Origin of the sequence: Kitasatospora sp. NPDC057015 (genome assembly GCF_042673745.1) — a bacterium.
GTDB lineage: Bacteria > Actinomycetota > Actinomycetes > Streptomycetales > Streptomycetaceae > Kitasatospora.
Map to the genome: position 1 here is coordinate 28,823 of NZ_JBHUSG010000008.1, position 16,675 is coordinate 45,497.

The 16,675-nt window shown below is 75.2% G+C and carries 14 protein-coding genes and 1 tRNA gene; 12 read left to right on the forward strand and 3 right to left on the reverse strand.

Annotated features, from left to right (window positions below):
- The first annotated feature begins 81 nt into the window (after nucleotides 1-81).
- The 3 genes from ACFTWP_RS10265 to ACFTWP_RS10275 all read left to right on the forward strand — a co-directional run bounded on the left by ACFTWP_RS10265 (nucleotide 82) and on the right by ACFTWP_RS10275 (nucleotide 4,229).
- A complete protein-coding gene (locus ACFTWP_RS10265; protein WP_380263928.1) occupies nucleotides 82-1,365 on the forward strand; it encodes a hypothetical protein in 1,284 nt (427 codons plus the stop codon).
- Between the two features lie 38 nt (nucleotides 1,366-1,403).
- A tRNA-Cys gene (locus tag ACFTWP_RS10270) sits at nucleotides 1,404-1,475 on the forward strand.
- Between the two features lie 318 nt (nucleotides 1,476-1,793).
- Nucleotides 1,794-4,229 (forward strand): lamin tail domain-containing protein, encoded by a 2,436-nt coding sequence (locus tag ACFTWP_RS10275; RefSeq protein WP_380263929.1) that lies wholly within the window; start codon nucleotides 1,794-1,796, stop codon nucleotides 4,227-4,229.
- An 85-nt stretch (nucleotides 4,230-4,314) separates the two neighbouring features.
- On the opposite strand, the gene ACFTWP_RS10280 is transcribed toward ACFTWP_RS10275, so the two are convergent.
- On the reverse strand, nucleotides 4,315-5,232 hold the full coding sequence (locus tag ACFTWP_RS10280; protein ID WP_380263930.1) for an SGNH/GDSL hydrolase family protein: 918 nt from the start codon (nucleotides 5,230-5,232) through the stop codon (nucleotides 4,315-4,317).
- Between the two features lie 402 nt (nucleotides 5,233-5,634).
- Here ACFTWP_RS10280 and ACFTWP_RS10285 point away from each other — a divergent pair, with 402 nt between their 5' ends.
- The 4 genes from ACFTWP_RS10285 (at nucleotide 5,635) to ACFTWP_RS10300 (ending at nucleotide 9,695) form a co-directional block, all read left to right on the forward strand.
- The gene (locus ACFTWP_RS10285; RefSeq protein WP_380263931.1) at nucleotides 5,635-7,290 is read left to right on the forward strand and encodes an FAD-binding dehydrogenase; all 1,656 of its coding nucleotides are present in this window, start codon (nucleotides 5,635-5,637) and stop codon (nucleotides 7,288-7,290) included.
- Between the two features lie 149 nt (nucleotides 7,291-7,439).
- A complete protein-coding gene (locus ACFTWP_RS10290) occupies nucleotides 7,440-7,763 on the forward strand; it encodes a hypothetical protein (RefSeq protein WP_380263932.1) in 324 nt (107 codons plus the stop codon).
- Complete coding sequence (locus ACFTWP_RS10295) at nucleotides 7,763-9,091, forward strand: hypothetical protein (RefSeq protein ID WP_380263933.1); 1,329 nt, start codon at nucleotides 7,763-7,765, stop codon at nucleotides 9,089-9,091. The genes ACFTWP_RS10290 and ACFTWP_RS10295 overlap by 1 nt, the downstream gene beginning before the upstream one ends.
- 4 nt (nucleotides 9,092-9,095) lie before the next feature.
- Nucleotides 9,096-9,695 (forward strand): hypothetical protein, encoded by a 600-nt coding sequence (locus ACFTWP_RS10300; RefSeq protein WP_380263934.1) that lies wholly within the window; start codon nucleotides 9,096-9,098, stop codon nucleotides 9,693-9,695.
- A gap of 85 nt (nucleotides 9,696-9,780) precedes the next feature.
- Here ACFTWP_RS10300 and ACFTWP_RS10305 read toward each other — a convergent pair whose 3' ends face one another.
- Complete coding sequence (locus ACFTWP_RS10305; RefSeq protein WP_380264208.1) at nucleotides 9,781-10,212, reverse strand: GNAT family N-acetyltransferase; 432 nt, start codon at nucleotides 10,210-10,212, stop codon at nucleotides 9,781-9,783.
- A gap of 271 nt (nucleotides 10,213-10,483) precedes the next feature.
- On the opposite strand from ACFTWP_RS10305, the gene ACFTWP_RS10310 reads away from it, so the two are divergent.
- Both ACFTWP_RS10310 and lepB read left to right on the forward strand, forming a co-directional pair.
- The gene (locus tag ACFTWP_RS10310; RefSeq protein WP_380263936.1) at nucleotides 10,484-11,632 is read left to right on the forward strand and encodes a serine hydrolase domain-containing protein; all 1,149 of its coding nucleotides are present in this window, start codon (nucleotides 10,484-10,486) and stop codon (nucleotides 11,630-11,632) included.
- A 184-nt stretch (nucleotides 11,633-11,816) separates the two neighbouring features.
- On the forward strand, nucleotides 11,817-12,719 hold the full coding sequence (gene lepB / locus ACFTWP_RS10315; protein ID WP_380263937.1) for a signal peptidase I: 903 nt from the start codon (nucleotides 11,817-11,819) through the stop codon (nucleotides 12,717-12,719).
- Between the two features lie 81 nt (nucleotides 12,720-12,800).
- On the opposite strand, the gene ACFTWP_RS10320 is transcribed toward lepB, so the two are convergent.
- Entirely contained in the window at nucleotides 12,801-13,187 is a 387-nt protein-coding gene (locus ACFTWP_RS10320) for an ArsR/SmtB family transcription factor (RefSeq protein WP_380263938.1), read from the reverse strand.
- Nucleotides 13,188-13,338: 151 nt separating this feature from the next.
- Here ACFTWP_RS10320 and ACFTWP_RS10325 point away from each other — a divergent pair, with 151 nt between their 5' ends.
- From ACFTWP_RS10325 to ACFTWP_RS10335, 3 genes are all read left to right on the forward strand, one after another.
- Nucleotides 13,339-15,642 (forward strand): heavy metal translocating P-type ATPase, encoded by a 2,304-nt coding sequence (locus ACFTWP_RS10325; RefSeq protein WP_380263939.1) that lies wholly within the window; start codon nucleotides 13,339-13,341, stop codon nucleotides 15,640-15,642.
- Entirely contained in the window at nucleotides 15,639-16,043 is a 405-nt protein-coding gene (locus tag ACFTWP_RS10330) for a (2Fe-2S) ferredoxin domain-containing protein (RefSeq protein ID WP_380263941.1), read from the forward strand. Before ACFTWP_RS10325 ends, ACFTWP_RS10330 begins: the two co-directional genes overlap by 4 nt.
- A gap of 159 nt (nucleotides 16,044-16,202) precedes the next feature.
- On the forward strand, nucleotides 16,203-16,460 hold the full coding sequence (locus ACFTWP_RS10335) for a hypothetical protein (protein ID WP_380263942.1): 258 nt from the start codon (nucleotides 16,203-16,205) through the stop codon (nucleotides 16,458-16,460).
- The last annotated feature ends 215 nt before the right edge of the window (nucleotides 16,461-16,675 follow it).

Below are 16,675 nucleotides of genomic sequence, written 5' to 3' on the forward strand. Positions count from 1 at the left end.
CACCCGCACCCGCCGCACCGGCCCGGCCCCCTTCCACCCCCTCGGGGTGGCGGGGGCCGGGCCGTTTGGCATGCTGGCGCGATGCCCCAGGACGCACCCGCTGCCGCCCTCGACCGGATCTGCGCGTCGATCCGGCTCCGCCAGGACCCGGCGGCCGTCGCCCGGCTGATCCGGGAACTCCTGCCGGCACCGTCACCGGACGAGGCGGACCGGTTGGAGGGGGCCTACCGGCGGGCATGGGCCGTCGCCCCGGCACCGGCCGCGCCGGCGGGCGCCGGCCGGCAGCTCGCGGTGGCGGGCGCGCTCTTCGGCACCGTCGGGGGGACGGCCGCTGCCGGCGGGTCGGAGCAGGTCGCGCGGGCCGTCCGGCTCGGTGGGCGGGAGATCGGGCGCGAGCCCGGCACGGCGGACTTCCGCGACGGGCGGCTGAACCGGGAGGGCCGGGCGGCGGCGGGCCTCGGGGACCTCTCCAAGCGGCAGTACAACAAGCGGTTCCGGCTCCTCCGGCGACTGGAGGCCAAGCAGGAGGTGCTGGAGCTCGCGGCACGCGAACGCCGGGCGGCCACCCTCGCCGAGACCGGGCTGCTCTCCCTGCTGGACGCCGCCCGGCCCACCGAGGACCTTGGCACGGCCTGCCTGATCGCCTTCCAGGCCGCCCGCCGGCGCTGCGACCCCGCGCTGACCGGATGGCTGAGCCGGCGGGCCGGACGTCGGGTCACCGAGCTGCTCCTCGCCCGCCTGGCGGCCTCGCCCACCACCGACTGGTGGGCCCTCGCGCACGCGCACCCCGTCCGGGAGGTGGTGGCCCGCCTGACGGAGCAGCAGCAGGGGCTGCTGGTCGGCCGCTGGTCGGCCGGCCTCCGGGAGACCGCCGCGCTGCTGGAGCGCGCGCACGGGCGCTGCTCGATCGAGCCGACCGCCATGTTCGCGCGCCCGGGTGACGACGCGTACGCGTGGAACCTGGCGGCGAGGGCCTGGAACGCGGCCCGGGTGCAGTACCTGGAGGTGCTGGAGGCCCTGGGTGCGCAGGAGGTCCTCGGCCGGGTCTGCCCCGGGCAGGTGGCCTGGCTGGACGTGATCGAGCCGGAGTCCTGGCGGAGCTGGGTGGGCGACCGGAGGTTCCGTGAGATCGAGGTGTGGGCCGGGCTGCCGCTGCCCTGGCGGGTGCTGGCCGGGGCGGAGGACTGCCCGGCGGAGCTGGTGGAGCGGGTGTGCCGGCGGCACGGGGTGGACCCGGTGAAGACCGGCTGGACGACGGGTCGGGCGCGGTGGGACGCCCCCGCCGGCCGGCTGACGGCCGGGTTCGTGGACGCGGTGGCCGAGGCGGATCCGGTGCTGGCACGCGTCCTGCGCGGGCGGGCTTGACCGGCGCCACCGTCGGGCGGCAGGCTGCCCGGCAGTCCCCGGGTGTAGCTCAGCGGTGGAGCGCCTGTCAGCAAAGCGGGTGGCCGCAGGTTCGAGCCCTGCCTCCCGGGGAGCGAGGGCCCGCCGGTCCGGATCCGTCCGGGCGGCGGGCCCCTCGGCAGGTCGGTCCGGCCCGGTGCGGGTGGACCGGGTGCCTCGGCGGACCGGTACCAAGAGTTAACCGCAGAGGGCTTGTCGCGTCATTTTCTACGCGCGTATCTTGAGCGCTGCGACGTCGCTTCCTGACGTTGCGTCTACGCGGGTAGTGCGCCGAGCGCACCACCTGAACCACCCTCACGTCCCGGCGCCCCCACGGCAGCCGGGGCATCGTGCTGCACCCGGACGCCGCGTCATGGCAATGACCCGGCAGCTTAAGGAGTCCTGCCCAGGTGACCACGCCCACCGCTCCCCGCCCCCGCTCCCGCCGGGCGCTGCTGCGCGCGACCCTCCTCCCGGCCGGCCTGGCCGCCTCGCTCGTGCTCGTCCCGCTGCCCTCCGCCTTCGCCGCGCCGTCCGCCGACGTGGTGATCGCCGAGGTCTACGGCGGCGGCGGCAACTCCGGCGCCACGCTGAAGAACGACTTCATCGAGCTGGCCAACAAGGGCGGCGCGGCCTTCGGCCTCACCGGCTGGAGCGTCCAGTACATCTCGGCCTCGCCGGGTGCGAACTCGCAGTGGTCCGTGACCCCGCTGACCGGCTCGATAGCCGCCGGCCAGCGCTACCTGGTCGCCGAGGCGGCCGGCGCGGGCGGCACCGTCGCCCTGCCGACCCCGGACGCCACCGGCAGCCTGACGCTCTCCGGCACCGCCGGTACCGTCGCCCTCGTCCAGGGCACCGACCCGCTGACCTGCAAGACCGCCGCCGACTGCGCCGCCGACGCGCGGGTGCGCGACCTGGTCGGCTTCGGCACCGCCGTCGTCCGCGAGGGCGCCCCGGTCACCGGCGCGAGCAACACGGCCTCGGTCGCCCGCCGCGCGAACCTCGCCGACACCGACGACAACTCCGCCGACCTGGTGGCCGGCGACCCGACCCCGGTCAACAGCTACGGCGAGTCCGCCGAGGGCACCACGCCGGGCGGGCCGACCGGCCCGACCGAGCCCGGCCCGCTGCGCATCCACGACATCCAGGGCACCACCCGGATCTCGCCGCAGCTCGGCAACACCGTCCCCGGCGTGCCCGGCATCGTCACCGGTGTGCGCGGCTACGGCTCCAAGGGCTTCTGGATCCAGGACCCGAACGCGGACGCCGACCCGGCGACCAGCGAGGGCCTGTTCGTCTACACCGGCAGCAAGGTCCCGACCGTGAAGGTCGGCGACTCGGTGCTGGTGACCGGCAAGGTCGCCGAGTACTACCCCAACTTCGCCGGCGGCTCGCAGTCGCTGACCCAGCTGACCGCCCCGCTGATCACGGTGCTCTCCTCCGACAACGCCGTCCCGGCGCCGGTCGTGGTGAGCACCCGCAACATCCCCGGCACGTACACCCAGGACGCGGCCGGCGGCTCCATCGAGGGCCTGCCGCTGCTGCCGGAGAAGTACACCCTGGACTTCTACGAGTCCCTGGAGGGCATGAACGTCCAGGTCTCGGACACCCGGGTGATCCAGGCGACCGACAAGTACAACGAGCTCTGGGTCGCCGCCGACGCGCAGGACCAGAAGAGCAAGCGCGGCGGCGTGCTCTACGAGTCCTACCGGGAGCCGAACGTCGGCCGCCTGATGATCCAGCAGCTGGCCCCGGTCGCCCAGCAGCCGTTCCCGGTCGCCAACGTGGGCGACGTGCTCACCGGCGCCACCACCGGCCCGCTGGACTACAACTCCTTCGGCGGCTACACGCTGGCCGCCACCTCGATCGGCGCCGTCCAGGACAACCACCTGGAGCGCGAGGTGACCGCCCCGGCGGCCGACCGCGAGGCGACCATCGCCACGTACAACGTGGAGAACCTGGCCCCCGGCAACCCGGACGCCAAGTTCGCCCAGCTGGCCCAGGCGGTCGTCACCAACCTGCGCTCGCCCGACGTCATCGCCCTGGAGGAGATCCAGGACAACAACGGCGCCACCAGCAACGGCACGGTCGACGCGAGCGTGACCGTCGCCAAGTTCATCGACGCCATCAAGGCGGCCGGCGGCCCGGCGTACGACTGGCGCTCCGTCAACCCGGTGGACGGCAAGGACGGCGGCGAGCCCGGCGGCAACATCCGTCAGGTGTTCCTCTTCAACCCGCTGCGGATCTCGTTCACCGACGTCCCGACCGCCGACGCCACCAACACCCCGGTGGACGTGGCGGGCACCGGCGCCGCCGCCTCGCTGACCGCCTCGCCCGGCCGGATCGACCCGGCGAACGAGGCCTGGGCCAACAGCCGCAAGCCGCTGATCGGCCAGTTCAGCTTCCGCGGCAAGAAGCTCTTCGTGATCGCCAACCACTTCAACAGCAAGGGCGGTGACCTGGGCATCGACAGCCGGTTCCAGGCCCCGGCCCGCAGCTCCGAGGTGCAGCGCGGCAAGCAGGCCGTCGTCGAGCAGGCCTTCGTGGCCAAGCTGCTGGCCGCCGACCCCACCGCGAAGATCGTCTCGGTCGGCGACTTCAACGACTACCAGTTCTCCCCGGCGCTGGCCGCGCTCACCAAGGACGGCGTGCTGCGCGACCTGGTGAACGAGCTGCCCGAGAAGGAGCAGTACTCGTACGTCTACCAGGGCAACTCGCAGGTGCTGGACCACATCCTGGTGAGCCCCGAGGTGGGCTACGCCAAGTACGACGTGGTGCACATCAACAGCGAGTTCGCCCAGCAGGCGAGCGACCACGACCCGCAGATCGTGCGCGTCAAGCCCTGACCCGGGCACGGCGGCGGGGCGTGACCGGGAGCTCCCGGTCACGCCCCGCCGGCGTTTCCCGCCGTCCTCCGACGGCCGGCGGGTCCTACTTCAGCGCGGCCAGCACGGCCTGCGCCATCACCTGCTCGCCCTTGGCGTTGGGGTGGAAGGGGACGGCGGGTGAGCCGGGCAGGGCGCCCTCGATCCAGGGCGCGGCCGAGCAGGCGTCGTGGCCGCGGGTCGGGCCGGCGGTGTCCACGTAGCCGGCTCCGTTCGCGGCGGCCGTCGCGGCGAGCATCGAGTTCAGCTTGCCGAGGACGCCGCGCAGGTAGCTGACGTCGCCGGTGGTGACGGGCTGGCGGCCCAGGCAGTCGGAGGAGTCCTCCGGCAGCACCGACGGGTAGCCGACCACCAGCACCTTGGCGCCGGGGGACTTGGCGTGGATCCGCGCCAGCACGTCGGCGAGCTGCGGGGCGGCGCCGGCGATCCGGTCGGCCAGGTCGTCGTTGCCGTACTCCCAGGACCAGCTGCCCCAGCTCCAGTGGCCGTGGTTGTAGACGTCCCGGCAGGGGGTGCCGAAGGGGTTGACCACGGCGCCCGCGATGCAGGTGGCGATGATCTCGCCGACGCCGAGGTCGCCGACGCCCAGGTCGTTGCCGCCGATGCCGATGGTCACCAGGTCGGTGTCGGCGCGCAGCGCGTTCAGCTGCGGGTCGTTGACCCGGATGAAGGCGTCGTACTGGGCCGAGGTCATGGCCTTCACCTTGGCGGCGGCACAGGTGACGTCGGTGTACGAGGTGGAATGCAGGGCGGCCGAGACCAGGTGGCCGTAATTGCGGTCGGAGCGCAGGCACAGGCCCGCGGACTGGCCGGGCACGCCGGCGCCGGCGGCGTAGGAGTCGCCGAGTGCCACGTACCGCGAGCCGGTCGCGGCGTTCGCGTCCGCGGTGGTGAGGGCGACGGTGATCACCAGGGTGAGGCTGGTGACCAGCAGGGACACGAGTTTCCGGGCAGGGCTGAGCACGGTTCCTCCTGGGGGAGAGAAACGAGGGTGGGTGGGGGTGCGCGGAGGTGGGCCGCGGCTGTCGCCGCCACCGCTACTCCTCGGTAAGTTACTGCCAGGTTTCGTACCCGTCCACAGTATGGGCAGGAATTGCTGAAAAAGAGTCAGATGGAATTCCCGGAATTACGCTCCATGGCGTAGCGCTTTTCCTTCGCGCGGGCCGGCGCCGGGAATTCTGCTCCACCGTGGAGCGAAATTCCCACCGGGTTGTTACCCGCCGGTTGACTGGATGATCGACAGGCCGCAGTATCGGAGCCACCCGCCGCCCGCCCGGCCCCGCCGGGGCACCTGCCGGCGGCACCCGGAGCACGGACGGACGGCGTCCGGGCACCGCCAGGCCCAGCCGCTCACGGAGGACCCCGCATGGCATTCGACGCCGACGTCATCGTCATCGGAGCCGGCCTGGCCGGCCTGGTCGCCACCGCGGAGCTCGCGGGCGCCGGGCGCCGGGTCATCCTGCTCGACCAGGAGCCCGCCGCCTCCCTCGGCGGCCAGGCGCACTGGTCCTTCGGCGGCCTGTTCCTGGTGAACTCGCCCGAGCAGCGCCGGCTGCGCATCCGCGACTCGCACGAGCTCGCCTGGCAGGACTGGCAGGGCACCGCCGGCTTCGACCGCGCCGAGGACCACTGGCCCCGGCAGTGGGCCGAGGCGTACGTCGACTTCGCGGCCGGCGAGAAGCGCTCCTGGCTGCACGCCCAGGGCGTCCGCTTCTTCCCCGTCGTCGGCTGGGCCGAGCGCGGCGGACTGCTCGCCACCGGCCCCGGCAACTCCGTCCCGCGGTTCCACATCACCTGGGGCACCGGCCCCGGCATCGTCGAGCCGTTCGCCCGCCGGGTCCGGGCCGCCGCCGCCCGCGGCCTGGTCGACCTGCGCTTCCGCCACCGGGTCACCGGCCTGGCCGCCACCGGCGGCGTCACCGACACCGTGACCGGCGAGATCCTCGTGCCCAGCGACGTCGAGCGGGGCGTCGCCAGCTCCCGCGAGAGCGCCGGCGCCTTCGAACTGCGGGCCCAGGCCGTGATCGTCACCTCCGGCGGCATCGGCGGCAACCACGAGCTCGTCCGCAAGGCCTGGCCCGCTCGGCTCGGCACCCCGCCGGCCCGGATGCTCTCCGGCGTGCCCGCCCACGTCGACGGGCTGATGCTCGGCATCGCGGAGCAGGCCGGCGGCAACCTGATCAACGGCGACCGGATGTGGCACTACACCGAGGGCATCGAGAACTGGGACCCGATCTGGGCCCGGCACGGCATCCGGATCCTGCCCGGCCCGTCCTCGCTCTGGCTGGACGCGCTCGGCAACCGGCTGCCGGTGCCGCTCTTCCCCGGCTTCGACACCCTCGGCACCCTCGAACACATCATGACCACCGGCCACGACCACACCTGGTTCGTCCTCACCCAGAAGATCATCGAGAAGGAGTTCGCGCTCTCCGGCTCCGAGCAGAACCCGGACCTGACCGGCCGCAGCATCCGCGAGGTCCTCGGCCGCGCCCTGCCCGGCGCCACCGCACCCGTCGAGGCCTTCAAGCGGCACGGCGCCGACTTCGTGGTGGCCGGCAACCTCCCCGACCTGGTCCGGGGCATGAACGCCAAGACGCCGCAGGCCCTGATCGACGGCGCCGCGCTGCGCCGTGAGATCGAGGCCCGGGACCGCGAGCTGGCCAACCCGTTCAGCAAGGACCTCCAGGTCACCGCCATCCACGGGGCCCGCCGCTACCTCGGCGACAAGCTGATCCGCACCGCCACGCCGCACCGGATCCTCGACCCCAAGGCCGCCCCGCTGATCGCGGTCAAGCTCAACATCCTCACCCGCAAGTCGCTCGGCGGCCTGCAGACCGACCTCTCCTCCCGGGTGCTCCGGGCCGACGGCAGCGTCCTGGACGGCCTGTACGCGGCGGGCGAGGCGGCCGGGTTCGGCGGCGGCGGCGTGCACGGCTACCGCTCGCTGGAGGGCACCTTCCTCGGCGGCTGCATCTTCTCCGGCCGGGCCGCGGGCCGCGCCGCGGCGGCGGCCACGGCCTGAGGTCCGGCCGGCACCCGGGGGCCGGCCGAGGCGTGCGGGGTGTGCGGAGCGTGCGGGGCGGGCTGGCGGACGGGATTCGATCTTCGCCGGAACCCCGGAACCCGCGACGGCGTCCCACACCGTGGGACGACCGTCCCGCACATGGGGGTATGACAGTGAGCGGATACATCTCGGAGCCCGAACGGTTCCCGGTGGCTGCCAACACGCTGGACGGGGGCGCGGGCAAACTCGCCCGCGCCGACGGCGGGTTCGGCGAGTCGGACGCGGCCGCCCGGCGGCACGGATCCTGGGCGGTCGGCACGCCGCTCGGATCCTGCGCGAGCCGCTGGGAGGGCGAGACCAGGCGGACCATCGACGCGATGCGGCAGCTCGCGGAGGGCCTGCGCGCCACGGCGGCCAACTACGGCCGCCAGGAGGACACGGTGGCCGAGCAACTGCGCCGCGCCGCCACGCTGCTGGAGGGGAACGGCTGATGCCCGCGGACAACGGACCCGACCCCGACGGCCGGTTCCGGCCGAACACCGAGGACCACGAGCGGCGCTTCGACGCGCCCGTGACGGTGCGCCAGCTGCGCGAGGCCGACCCGGCGGGCCTGCGCCGGGCCGCCGAGGAGTGGGCGAAGCTCTCCACGGCCGCCGCCGAGGCGCGCTTCGACGCCACCGACGTGCTCTCCACCCTCCAGGAGGGCTGGAGCGGCGAGGCCGCGGAGCTGGGCCGCCGCGCAATGGCCGACCTGATCGACGAACTGTCCATCGCGGAACAGGAGACGGAGGCCGCGAAGCTCACGCTCGACAGCGCCGCCGACGGCCTGACGCTGGCCCGGCGCTGGATGGCCGAGGCGGACGACCTGGCGAAGGCCGACGGCCTCGCCGTCCAGGACGACGGCGACGTCCGGTTCCCGCCCGTGCCCGGGCAGCACAACGACCCGGACGCGCAGGCCGAGTCGCGCCGGCTGGCGGGCATCGCGGGCGACGTCCGCAACCTGGTGACGGCCGCGCTCACGTACGCCGCCGACGTCAGCGACACCGCCGGCCACGAACTCGACCGGATCACCGCGTCCGTCGGCTACGACCGGCTCGACGCCTGGACGAAGCGGGTGGTCGGCGAGGACCTCTCCGGCGCCCGCGACCTGGGCAAGGTCTTCGGCGGCTCGGGCGGTGTGCTGCTGCCCCCGGACCCCTTCGACCGCGGCGCCGGCGTGTTCGACTCGGAGGAGCCGAACGACCGCGACCGCAAGCTCGCCAACACCCTGGGCGCCGGCACCGTCGGCATGCCGTTCAAGGCCGGCGACGTCAACGCCAGCGCCAACATGGCGCACTTCCTCTCCGGCAGCGGGAAGCCGCTCGACCTCGACGTCGAGGACATGCTGAAGGACATCCCCGACTTCCAGCAGGGCGTCGACACGACCCTGGACGGCAACCTGCCGGGCTGGCAGGCCCAGGCCCTGGCCGAGTACCACCGGACCGGCAAGCCGGTGGCCCTCGTCAAGGACACCGGCTGGCAGCCGATGTCCGCCACCGACGAGAGCAGCTCGGACTGGTACTACGCGGTGGGCTCGTTCCACTACAACACCCAGGCGAAGATCGAGGTCAGGCCCGCCGGGCCGGGGGCGCCGCCGGAGGTCACGGTCACCTACCAGACCCACGTCCGGGACCGGTACAACTGGGACCACGGCAAGCAGACCTACGTGCCCGGGATGGGCATGGTGACCGACCAGGACATCCAGCGCCTGCACCGGACGGGGCTGGCCCAGGAGTTCGACATGGGCGGCAACAGCGACATGCGGACGAGGAAGGTCTGACGCCGTGACACCCCCCGTGACGGGCCGGAGCACCCCGGGCAGCAGCACCCCGGGCGGGGGGAGGGCCGGCTCCGGCGGCGCGCTCGCCGACGCCCGGCCCCCGCTGCGCGGGCGGCCTGCGCTGCGGCGCTCGGTCGGGGCCGTGCTGGCGCTCTGCGCGGTGTTCACCCTGGCGGTGGCCGGCTGGGGCGTGTTCGCGCTGATGCGGGACCACACCCCGCCCGAGACCGACCTGAGCCGCGCCGAGCGGCTGGCCGGCCTGCACCCCTCCCAGCACCCGGGCAAGGGCCGCTACTACGTCCCGGACGAGGCGGTGCTCACCCTGGCCGCGGACGGTACGCCGACCGGCTACCTGCACTACCGGCTGGACGGCGGCCAGGACGTCAACCTCGACGACTTCCTGCGCACCTACGGCCTGCCCGCCCCGGGCGCCCCGGCCGCGCTGCCGCCCGACCTGGTGGCGGCGCTGCCGGGGGAGCAGCCGGCCGCGGCGCCCGCGCTGCCGGCCACGGCGGGCGGTGACGGCCGCCGGCAGGTCTACGCGGCCCCCGCGGACGGCGGCCCGGCCGGTGCGGCGGACGTCTACGTACGGGCCACCGGCTGACCCGGGCGCCGATCCGGGCGCCGGTCCGGCCCCGGCGGCCCGGGCAGTCCGCATCGGGCCGTCCGGGCCGCCGGGGCCGGGGCGCTCAGGCCAGCCGCAGGTCGACGTAGGGCACGGTGTCGCCCGGCAGCAGGTAGGTCTCCACCTCGACGAAGCCGTGGGCCAGCGCGAACCGCAGCCCGTCCCGGTTGGAGGCCAGTACGACCGTCTCGATCACCTCGGCGCCGAGCCCGCGCGCGGTCGCCAGTCCGTGCGCGTAGAGGGCGCCGCCGATCCCCCGCCGGCGGTGGGCGGCCAGCACGCGGGCGATGACGGTCGCCGCCGCCCTCTCGCCTTCGGGCAGCGGCACCGCGGGCGGGCGCACCGTGGAGCAGCCGACCAGGACGTCGCCCAGGTACGCCACCTCCAGGCGGTTGCGCCCGGCGCGCTCGCGGACCTCGTCGAGCGAGAGCGGGTCGGTCGGGATGATCACGTTGTGGACGTGCCGCCAGTCCCGGAGCAGGGCCTCGCCGCTCACCGGCTCGAACCGCAGGCCGGGCGGGGCGTCGGCCCGGCGCCCGGCGCGCGGATCGGTCTCCGGTGCGGCCGTCGGCCGGTGGTGGGGGTCGGTCAGGGGATCGGTCACCCGTGCAGGAAACCGTCCGGGTCGCGGAGCGTCAACCGGGTTTGCGCGCGCCCGCCGCCGCGGCCCGCCCGCCGTCCGAAGGGCGCCGGCCGCGCGCCGCCGGGTGGAATCCGCGGCGCGGCGGCAGGCTTGGACCGGACGGCACACTCGGGAAGGCAGACCCATGACCAAGCTGCACGACATCCTGGCGAGGTACGTCGGCGCCGGAGCGCTCCCGGGGGCGGTGGGCCTGGTGGCCGACGGCGGGCGGATCGAGGTGGCGGCGGTGGGGTCCGCCGAGGTCGACGGCAGCACCGCGATGGCCAGGGACTCGATCTTCCGCGTGGCCTCCCTCACCAAGCCGGTCACCGCGGCGGCCGTGATGATGCTGGTCGACGACGGCCTGATCGCCCTGGACGACCCGGTCGGGCGTTGGCTGCCGGAGCTGGCCTCGCCCTCCGTCGTCCGCTCCCCGTCCGCACCGGTGGACGACGTGGTGCCGGCCGCCCGCCCGATCACCGTGTTCGACCTGCTCACCTCGCTCGCCGGGTACGGGTTCCCGGCCGACTTCTCGCTGCCCGCGGTCGGACTGCTGTTCAGCGAGCTGAAGCAGGGCCCGCCGCTGCCGCAGCAGGTGGCACCGCCCGACGCCTGGATGTCGGCGCTGTCGCGGATCCCGCTGCTGCACCAGCCGGGCGAGACCTGGCTGTACAACACCTGCTCCGACATCCAGGGCGTGCTGATCGCCCGGGTGTCGGGTCGTCCGCTGCCGGAGTTCCTGGCGGAGCGGGTGTTCGGGCCGCTCGGCATGGTCGACACCGGGTTCGAGGTGCCGGGCGGGGAGCTCGGCCGGTTCACCGGGTACTACCGGACGGCGGCGGACGGCGGCCTGGAGCAGGTCGACGCCCCCGACGGGCAGTGGAGCAGCGCGCCGCCCTTCCCGTCCGGCGCCGGCGGACTGGTCTCCACCGCCGACGACTGGCTGGCCTTCGCCCGGATGCTGCTCGCCGGGGGCATGGCCGAGGGCCGCCGGCTGCTGTCCTCCGACTCGGTGACGCAGCTGACCACCAACCACCTGACGCCGGTCCAGCGGTACGGCGGGGAGCTGTTCCTGGAGGGTCAGGGCTGGGGGTTCGGCGGTTCGGTCGACGTCGAGGCCATCGACCCGTGGAACCTGCCGGGGCGCTACGGCTGGATCGGCGGTACCGGTACGGCGGCGCACCTGATCCCGTCCACGGGTGCGGTCACCGTCCTGCTCACCCAGTTGGAGCTGGCCGGGCCGACCCCGCCCTCCCTGATGCGGGACTTCTGGCGGTACGCGGCCGGCGCCTGAGCCGGGTGGCGATGTCCCTCCCCGGTGCCTCGGCCGGGGGCGGACGGATTCCCTCCGCGGCGCCGGGCGCCGCGGCCCGGCGTCCACGTCCCAACCGGCCGGGAACCCGGGCGCGTTGAACACAGCGGAGGGGCCGCCGACGCGCGCCCCGGGCGCGCGCCCGTACGAGGTGAAGGAGACCGCCATGGGGGACCGGTTGGACCGGGCGAGGGGCGTCGGGTGGGCCCGGTGGGCCCGGCGTCCGGCCGGGGCGGAGCGGGGCCGGCGGGCCCGCCGGCCGCTCTGGCAGGAGATCCCCCTGCTGGTGGCCATCGCGCTGGCGCTCGCCTTCGGCGTCAAGACCTTCGGGGTGCAGGCCTTCTCGATCCCGTCCGGCTCGATGCAGAACACCCTGCAGAAGGGTGACCGGGTCCTGGTCGACAAGCTGACGCCCTGGTTCGGCGCGAAGCCCGCGCGCGGCGACGTGGTGGTCTTCCACGACCCCGGCGACTGGCTGCGGGGTGCTCCCGCGGAGCGCGGCGGCCCGTTGGTGAGGGCGCTGAGCCTGGTCGGGCTGATGCCCTCGGCGGACGAGAAGGACCTGATCAAGCGGGTCATCGCGGTCGGCGGGGACACCGTCACCTGCACCCCGGGCGCGCCCGTCCGGGTCAACGGCGTGGCGCTCGACGAGCCGTACATCTACCCCGGGGCCACGCCCTGCGACGACTACCCGGTCGGGACGGTCACCGTGCCCGCGGACCGGATCTGGGTGATGGGCGACCACCGCAACGGCTCCGAGGACTCCCGCGCCCACGAGCTGCAGCACCCGGGTGACGGCTTCGTGCCGGTGAGCGGGGTGATCGGGCGGGCGATCGTGGTCGCCTGGCCGCTCGGTCGCTGGGCCATCCTGCCGGAGCCGGCCACCTTCGGGCAGCCGGGGCTGGCCGCCGGGCGGGCGTCGGGCCCGGGTGCCGGGCCGGGGCCCGGGTACGAGCCGGTGCAGGAGCCCGCGCCGGTGGCCGCGGGACTGCTGGGCCTGGCGGGCGCGCTGCCGCTGCTGATCGTCCGGCGCCGCCGGCGCAGGGCGGCCGCGGGGCTCGGCGGCTGACGGTCAGTCGGGTGGCGGGCCGGGTGTGGGGGTCGGGTTCCGGCCGAATCCGGAGGTTCGGCGGGGCCGGTCGCCGCCGGGTCAGCTCCGGGTGGGCCCGGCCGGCCCGGTCGGCTGCGGCGGGTCGTCGGTGAGACCCAGGCGGAGGTGGTCCACGTGGTAGACGGCGTGGTCGAGCAGGGCCGCGACGTGCGCGTCGTACAGGGAGTAGACCACCGAGCGGCCGCGGCGTTCGCCCACCACCAGACCGAGGTTGCGCAGCAGCCGTAGCTGGTGCGAGCAGGCGGACTGTTCCATCCCGACGGCGTCGGCCAGTTCGGTGGCGGCCCGCGGGCCCTCGCGGAGCTGGGCGAGTATCAGCAGGCGGGAGGGGGTGGCGAGGGCCTGCAGCGTGGTCGCCACCTTGGCCGCGTTGGATGCGTCCAGTCGCATCTGCGGCACCGGACTCTCGGTGGCTGCGTGTCCCATGGGGGCATCCTAAGACCGACCGGCGGACGGTGGGCGGCGTCGTGCCGGGCGGTCCGAGTCCGTGGCTATAAATGAATACCTCTTCATGTGTTCCTGTATGGTGGGCCCGCCCGACTCCGCCCGGCTCCGCCGTGCCCGAAGGAATCCCGTGATGCCCGAAGCCCCGCTCGTACGGAACGACCCGGATCAGGCCGCGGATCGCGGCCGAGCACCCGACGCCGCCCCGCCGCCCCGGGCCGCGCCCCGGCCCCACCGTCGGGCCGAGGGCCCGCCCCGGCGTCGGACCGCGGCCCTCTCCCTGCCCGAGACCCGATGGGCGGCCGTCTCCGCCGCGGCCTTCCTGGCCGCCCTCGCCGTCCAACTGGGGGGCGGCCCGGCCTGGCTGCAGGGCCCCCTGTACGCCCTCGCCTACCTGAGCGGCGGCTGGGAGCCCGCCTGGGACGCGCTGCGCCTGCTGCGCGAGCGCACCCTCGACGTCGACCTGCTGATGGTGGTCGCCGCCCTCGCCGCCGCGGCGATCGGCCAGGTCGCGGACGGCGCACTGCTGATCGTGATCTTCGCGACCTCGGGGGCCCTGGAGGCCCTCGCCACCGCGCGCACCGCCGACTCCGTCCGCGGCCTGCTCGACCTGGCGCCCGCCACCGCCTGCCGGCTGGCCCCCGACGGCCGGGAGGAGCGGGTCCCGACCGCCGCGCTCGCGGTCGGCGACACCGTGCTGGTCCGGCCGGGCGAGCGGATCGGCGCGGACGGCCGGGTGCTGGACGGCCTGAGCGAGGCCGACCAGTCCTCCGTCACCGGCGAGCCGCTGCCCGCCCCGAAGCGCCCCGGCGACGAGGTCTTCGCCGGCACGCTCAACGGCGCCGGCGCCCTGCGGGTCCGGGTGGAGCGGGACGCCGCGGACAGCGTGATCGCCCGGATCGTGGCGATGGTCGAGGAGGCCGCCGGCACCAAGGCGCCCACCCAGCTCTTCATCGAGAAGGTCGAACAGCGCTACGCCGCCGGGCTGATGGTCGCGACCCTGGCGCTGCTCGCCGTCCCGCTCGCCCTCGGCGCCGACTTCACCCCGACCCTGCTGCGGGCCATGACCTTCATGATCGTCGCCTCGCCGTGCGCCGTGGTGCTGGCCACCATGCCCCCGCTGCTCTCCGCCATCGCCAACGCCGGACGGCACGGCGTGCTGGTCAAGTCGGCGATCGTGATGGAACGCCTCGGCCGGGTGGACGCCGTCGTCCTCGACAAGACCGGCACCCTCACCGAGGGCACGCCGCGCCTCACCGACATCCGCCCGCTCGGCCCGACCGGTCCGGCCGGCCCGGCCACGCCCCTCACCGCGGACGGACCGCTCTCCCCGGACCGCCTGCTCGCCCTCGCCGCCGCCGCCGAGCACCCCAGCGAACACCCGCTGGCCCGCGCGCTGGTCGGTGCGGCCCGCGCCCGGGGCCTGGTCCTCGCGGAGGCGAGCGGGTTCGTCTCCACCCCGGGGGTCGGCGTCCGGGCGGTGGTCGACGGCGCGCTGGTCGAGGTCTGCGCACCGCCGGCCGCGGCCGGCGTTCCGGCCACCGGCGACGCCCCGGTGGCCGGGGTCGACGCGGGGACCGGGGCCGGTGAGCTGGTCGCCGAGCTGGAGGCGGCCGGCCGCACCGTCGTCCTGGTCCGGCGCAACGGCGCCCTGGTCGGCCTGCTCGGCCTCGCCGACCGGCCGCGGGAGCAGGCCGCCGCCGCGGTGGCCGCCCTCGGCACGCTCACCGCCCGCCCGCCGCTGCTGCTCAGCGGCGACAACCCGCGGGCGACCGCCCGGCTGGCCGCCGAGGTGGGGGTCACCGAAGCCCGGGGCGGCCTGCTGCCGCAGGAGAAGGCCGCCGCCGTCCGCGAGCTGGCCGCGGCCGGGCACCGGGTGCTGGTGGTGGGGGACGGCGTCAACGACGCGCCCGCGCTGGCCGCCGCCCACGCCGGCGTCGCGATGGGCCGGGCCGGATCCGACCTCGCGTTGGAGACCGCCGACGCGGTGATCGTCCGGGACGAACTGGCGGCGGTACCGGCCGTGGTGGCCCTCTCGCGGCGGGCCCGGCGACTGGTGGTGCAGAATCTTGTGATCGCGGGGGTGTTCGTCACCGTGCTGGTGACCTGGGATCTGATCGGCAGTCTGCCGCTGCCGCTCGGGGTCGCCGGACACGAGGGCTCCACCGTGATCGTCGGTCTCAACGGACTGCGGCTGCTGCGCGAGGGTGCGTGGCGGCGGGCCGCCCGCGGCGGTCGCAGCCTCCCGGCCGGCACCCCTTCGGGGTTCGTCCGCCCGGGGAGCGGCAGCGCGGACGACCGGCGGCCGGCGGCCGTCCGGGCGGTGACCGACCGCCCGGGGGAAGGCCGCCCGGTGACCGACCGTGCGGCGGCAGACCGCTCGGAGACCGACCGTTCGGAGACCGACCGGACCACAGCGAGCCAGGGAGCCACATGAGTCGTCGAAACCGCGCGGAGAAGGCGGCGCCGCCGTCCCCGGTGACCGTCACCGTCTGCCGGGGCTGCTGCTGCGGCACCGAGACCAAGCACCCGGGCGTCGACCACGGCGCCCAGCTGGAGCGGCTGCGCGCCGGCGTCGGCGACGGCGGGCAGGTCCGGGCGGTGAAGTGCCTGGACGCCTGCGCGCACTCCAACGTGGTGGTGGTCAGCCCGTCCGCCGAGGGCCGGCGGGCGGGCGGGCGCCCGGTGTGGCTGGGCTGGGTGCTGGCGGACGACATGCTGGACGAGATAACCGACTGGGTACGGGCCGGTGGCCCCGGCCTCGCCGACCCGCCGGGGACGCTCGACCTCCAGGAGTTCGCCGTCTCGCGCCGGCTCCGCGAGGGCCTGCCCGGCTGACCGGGCGCGGCCCGCGTCCGATGCGCTGACCAGCCCGGTCCGTCGACTTCGGTGCGGGCCCGGCCGTCGCGGGTCTACGCTGGCCGGTGGTGCCGACGACGGAGGGATCACCATGGCCACGATCACGCGGGACGCCGCCCGCCCCGCCACGGCGGCGCGGTGACCACGGTCTGCCGGATCTGCGCCGGCACCGGACGGACCGCCGGCCTGAGCTGCCGCACCTGCCAGGGCACCGGCACCACCGAGGTCGGCGGCGGGGGCGGCAACTGCTTCCTCTGCGACGGGACGGGCATCTACGTCCGCTACCGCGTCGACGCGAGCGGCGCCAAGCACGCCTACCGCGAGGAGGTCTGCCGGACCTGCGACGGCACCGGCAACCGCGCGCCCACCACCTGGGACGAGACCATCGCCACCTAGGCCGTGTCTGACGATTCCCGCCGGGCGCGCGACGCCGGGCATCCCATCTGAACGCACGCCCGAATCGCCCGAGTACGGCCCAGTACGAGGACGATCCGGGCGCACGCCCGGCCGGGCGCCCAACGCCGCGCGCTGATCCGACGCGAATTGTCAGACACGGCCCAGGGCTCCCCGGGGTGCGCCCCCGGGAGCTCCGGCCCGGTCGGACTCCCGGC